This is a genomic window from Streptomyces sp. A01 (assembly GCF_059026195.1).
Genome location: NZ_JBWLKN010000069.1, coordinates 1 through 4,459, shown reverse-complemented (window position 1 = coordinate 4,459; position 4,459 = coordinate 1). Strand labels below are relative to the sequence as shown.

The following is a 4,459-nucleotide window of genomic DNA, read 5'->3' as shown; positions in this document are numbered from 1 at the left end:
TGACCTGTCTCAAGGAATCTAGTCGTCGACGAGCTTTTGACCTGGTGGGACTTGGTTGGCTGAGACGGGAGACTCCTGGCGGCTGCATGGTGGGCGATCTTGGACGTAGCGCCTGATGGTGCCGTAGGAGATCGAGGTCTCGTGCTCGTCCATGAGCTTCACCCAGATGTCTCGAGGGCGACCATGGCCGGATTCGATCATGGAGTCGATGAGGTGCTGGACGGGGTCGATGGCCGTTGGCCGGCGGGGCAGGGGTTTGCGTGGGCGGGGTTCGAGGTCGTCCAGGGCGGCTCGGACGGTTCGCCAGGTGACGTTGTGGCGCCTTTCCAGTGCTCTTGCCGAGAGGCCTTCCATTTCGGCGTCGTGCCGAATGCGCTGGTAAAGCTCCCGCTTACTGATCCTCTTGGCCGGTGTCGGGCTCGAACCTGGCTTGCGGCGTCGGCGGGGTGAACTGGTGTCGGCCAGGGCTTGTTCCAGCAGTTCAGGCGTGCGTCCGGTCAGTGCTGCGAGTCGTTCGAGTCGGGGTTTCCCGAACCAGTTCGGTGAGCCGGTGAGGAAGCCGTGCAAGTAGCTGGGTTTGAGGTGGTTGGCCCGGGCGAGACGCCGGATGTAGGCGTCGGTCGGTTCGCCCGGACGTGGCCTGACCTGGATGGGTAACCGGTGCAGCCGCTGTTCCTGAGCATCAGTCACCGGTCGACAGCCTTCTTCAACGGGGAGGCCGCGGTCTCTGCGGCATGATCCAGCGGAATCGAGTCGATCGCGTTCTTCGTCACGCGCTCGGTGCCGCTGAGGATGGCGTCGATCGCGGCCCCTCGGATCGCGTGGGACAGGGCTCCGATCATGCCGTCGGTCCGCTTGTGGAGGTAACGGGCGAGCTTGACCAGGCTGCCGGGCGGGTGATCGTGCAGCAGCAGAGTGTTCTCCAGTGTCGCCACCAGCCCTTTCCACTCGGTGGCGAAAGGGAACGGGCGGGTGGGGACGAGCGTGAATCGGCCCGCGATCTGGGCTCCGCGGGTGCCGGCCATCAGCTCGCTGTCCTCGACGCCGATGCCCGCGTAGACGAACGTGGCGGGAATGCGCTCGGAGAAATACTTCAAGGTGTCGGAGACTTCGGCGCCGGACCGCGTGGTCTGCGAGATGTTGTGGATCTCGTCGACCAGGACCAGGCCGGTGCGGGTGTCGGTGCAGACGCCGACTACCGCCTCGATGATGTCGGTCATGTTCAGCCGGGAGCGGATGGGCAGGCCCAGGAAACGGGCGAACTCCGCCGCGACCATGCGGGCGGTCGCAGCAGGCGGGACGGTGATGTAGAGCACCGGAATACGGTCCGGAACATGAGGGTGCCTTGCCCTGTCGAGGAGTTCGTGGGCCTGTCCCAGCTGGGTGATAGCGATGGTCTTGCCGGTGCCGGGCAGTCCGGAGACGATCAGGCCGCGGCGGGCGCTGATTGCATGCCGGTTGAGCAGGGCGAGCCGGCGGCCGCAAGTGACGGTCTTCTCGACGAACGACGTGGCCACCACGAGCATGCGGGCGTGGTGGTCCATGCGGGCCTCGTCGTAGAGGTCCCGATCGGTCGAAGACAGTGCCTGCAACTTGCCGGGAGGCAGCAGAGTCGGGGGTTCGGGTGGGCCGTCGACGAACCTCCGCCATCCGTCCAGGGTGGTCAGCTGCCGGTTGGTCGCAACGTCGGCTTCCTGCGGTGCGGTATGCCGGGCTGTCGGTTTGGAGATGGTCACGGACGCCTCCAGGGGTTCGCGAGCGGGTCGAACAGACCCAGCGGGATGACTTCGGCCAGCTCGGTGTCCGCCTGGTCTTCCTGAACGACCTCGTCGGCGGGCGGGTCGGGGGCCGGCCGGTCAGGGGCGGTGGCCCGGGTCCGTGCGGCGACGCGCCGGGACCGTCTGGCCGCAGGCCCCTTCTCCAGGGCGGGACCGTCGTGGGCCCGCCGCAGCAGCGCGGCGGCGGCGTCCGCGATCTGCTCCTCCGTGCCGCCGGGGACCTGCTCGCAGGCGTGATCCCAGGCCAGTTCCCCGAACGGGACACCAACGCGGTGGAGGTGTTTCCAGAACACGGTGATCCACCGATTGCGCCGGCGGTCGCGTACCCAGATCCGGGAGATGTCGTAGGGGTCGTGGTGGATCTCCCACAAGCCCTTCTTCTCCATCACCCCGGAGTGCTGGCGACGCAACGGACCCAGCTCGCCGTCGTCGTAGGTGCGGTGCTTGATCCGGATGCCGTAGCTGTTGATCGCCTGCCAGCGTTCGGGCAGCAACTCGACGTAGTCCCCGCCGTCCAGCGGAACCGGGACGTAACCGCAGGACTGAAGCAGCGTCGCGTACTTCTCGTTCGGCGAGAACGCCCGCCCCGGCGCCTGCGGATCACGCAGCCCGTCATGCGGCCTGGTCTGCCAGACGGCGATGACCCATTCATCGAGCAGGTTCTGAAGTTCAGGAAGGGACCACAGCGGCCCGTCCTCCAGCTTCCGGCCGCGGCGGTCCGTGGTCGAGCCGGTGTAGCCCGCGACGAACTGGGCGAACAGCGTGGCCACCGAGCCCAGAGTCTTCTCGATCGTGCCCTTGTCGGTTGGCGTCGCCTTGTGGGCCGGTTGCAGGTTGATGCCCAGATACCGGCAAGAGGCCCGGAAGTTCCGCGAGACGAACACCTTTCCGTGGTCGCAGACGATGGTCTCCGGCACGATCACCGGCCGTGCCGCCGCGTGCTCCAGGCGCTCGTCCAACGTCAGCAACCGCCGGTGCGGCAGCACTGAACGGGACATCCGCAGAGCCTGTGACCAGCCGGGCCGCATCGCCTCCGGGGTGACGCTGCGGGCCAGCAGGGCGGAAGCATCCGCGGCCTTCGTGGTCGGCCGCAGCACCGCCGCAGTGATCGACCTCGTCGCGATGTCGACCATCGCCGTCAGCTCGACCTTCTCCGCAATCCCGTCGTCCAGGCGCACCAGCACATCCAGCGGGGTTGAGTCGATCTGCATCAGTTCGCCCGGCGCACTGGCCGGAACCTCCCCGAACGGGCCGGGCGGCCGGGCCTTGACCGATCGGCGTGTGCGGGCCGAGCCCGTCGCGTGCGTGCCCGTCGCCAGCTTGCTGTAGAGCCGGTAGAGAGTGGCGCGGGAAGGAACCTCGACACCTGCGGCGTCCTCATGGCCTGCCAGGATCTCCTTGGTCCGCCAGACGATGAATCCGATCGTTTTCGACGAGTCCTCGGCCGTCTCGTCGATCGCCTGCTGCATCGCCTCCACCACCGCCGCATCGACCTTGCCGAAGGCCGGCATCTGCTTGGCCGATCGGCCGTCGGCCAGTCCGACCAGCCCGTCGCGCTGGTAGCGCTGGCGCCTCTGCTTGATCCCGCTGGCCGTCACTTTGTGCCCGGCCGCCGTCAACTCGGCCGCCTTGGCCCGCTCGCGCTCAGCCAACGAGTGCTGCCTCGGATCGAACTCCGGCCGAGCCACTGACTCATCGGACGCTTCCGGCGGCAGCCCGTGCAGCACCTCCAGGATGTGGCCCTCCCACCAAAGTGCCTGTTCAGCCGCTGTCTCGGGAAACTCCGCGAGACGGGCTGTGGGCGGAACCTTCCGCCCCTGCCTGTTCAATGGCCACCCCTTTCGACCCGGCCCACGACCGTGCGCGGACCCAGCAACTGAACCGACAGGTCCTCGGCAACCAGTTCCTGACGCCAGAGCAGATGGAACAGCGCAGGCAGCGTCGCGAGCCGGTCACCCGCCGCATCGACCCCAGGCAGCAGCGGCCCCGGCGTCGTGAACACCTCCCGCAGGCGATCGGCAACCGTGTGGTGCAGGCACCGCGGATGCCGGTAGCGCGACAGCCACCGGACATTCGCCAGCAACACCGGCTCCGGCGTCCCGACCCGCTCGAAGTGCCAACCCGCCTGAACACAGGCGACCCGCGTCACCTCGAACGCCTCCACGTCCTTCGGCTCGATCCGCTCGTCCGCGCGGACATCGATCACCACCGCCGAGCCATCCACCCGGCGCACGAAGTAGTCCGGAGCGTGCCGACGCTCCCGCTCGCCGTCGTGCCAGTGCAGCCAGAACGGCTGCGAGGCGATCCCCGCCACCTGCGGATCGAAGTCCATGAGCACAAGCCGGTCCCGCTCCAGCCAGGACTCGAAGCCCACGTGCTGCCCGGTCGTCGCCGCCCAGTACCAGCCAGCGAAGTGACGCTCACCACGCGACCAGCGAAACGGCCGCACCGGTGCCGCGTCCTCGAACCGGGCCGTCACACAATCCAGCAGGGGACGGCGCTGCCGCTGACATACGGCGTCCACGTACGACAGCTCGACGTACGGCCCTGCGAGATCCACCCCAACCGGTACGGCCACCAGCACCCCCAGCGCGTTTAGCCCATACGGCTAGGTTCACTGAGACAGAAAGCGAAACGACTGGGTTCGCTGAGTAAACGCCTCGATTGGATGAGAGCGGTCA

Annotated in this window: 4 protein-coding genes; all 4 read right to left on the bottom strand. The window is 67.7% G+C overall.

What is annotated here, in order from left to right:
* Positions 1 to 18: 18 nt before the first annotated feature.
* The 4 genes from AC5P1B_RS35470 to AC5P1B_RS35455 are packed head-to-tail and all read right to left on the bottom strand — an operon-like array spanning position 19 to position 4,356.
* Positions 19 to 690: a TniQ family protein gene (locus AC5P1B_RS35470; RefSeq protein WP_493892152.1), complete on the bottom strand. Its 672-nt coding sequence runs from the start codon at positions 688 to 690 to the stop codon at positions 19 to 21.
* Positions 687 to 1,736: a TniB family NTP-binding protein gene (locus tag AC5P1B_RS35465; protein WP_493892151.1), complete on the bottom strand. Its 1,050-nt coding sequence runs from the start codon at positions 1,734 to 1,736 to the stop codon at positions 687 to 689. The genes AC5P1B_RS35470 and AC5P1B_RS35465 overlap by 4 nt, the downstream gene beginning before the upstream one ends.
* Complete coding sequence (locus AC5P1B_RS35460; protein WP_493892150.1) at positions 1,733 to 3,607, bottom strand: TnsB C-terminal domain-containing protein; 1,875 nt, start codon at positions 3,605 to 3,607, stop codon at positions 1,733 to 1,735. Before AC5P1B_RS35460 ends, AC5P1B_RS35465 begins: the two co-directional genes overlap by 4 nt.
* Positions 3,604 to 4,356, bottom strand: a complete 753-nt coding sequence (locus AC5P1B_RS35455) for a TnsA-like heteromeric transposase endonuclease subunit (protein ID WP_493892153.1) — start codon at positions 4,354 to 4,356, stop codon at positions 3,604 to 3,606. The genes AC5P1B_RS35460 and AC5P1B_RS35455 overlap by 4 nt, the downstream gene beginning before the upstream one ends.
* Between the last annotated feature and the right edge of the window lie 103 nt (positions 4,357 to 4,459).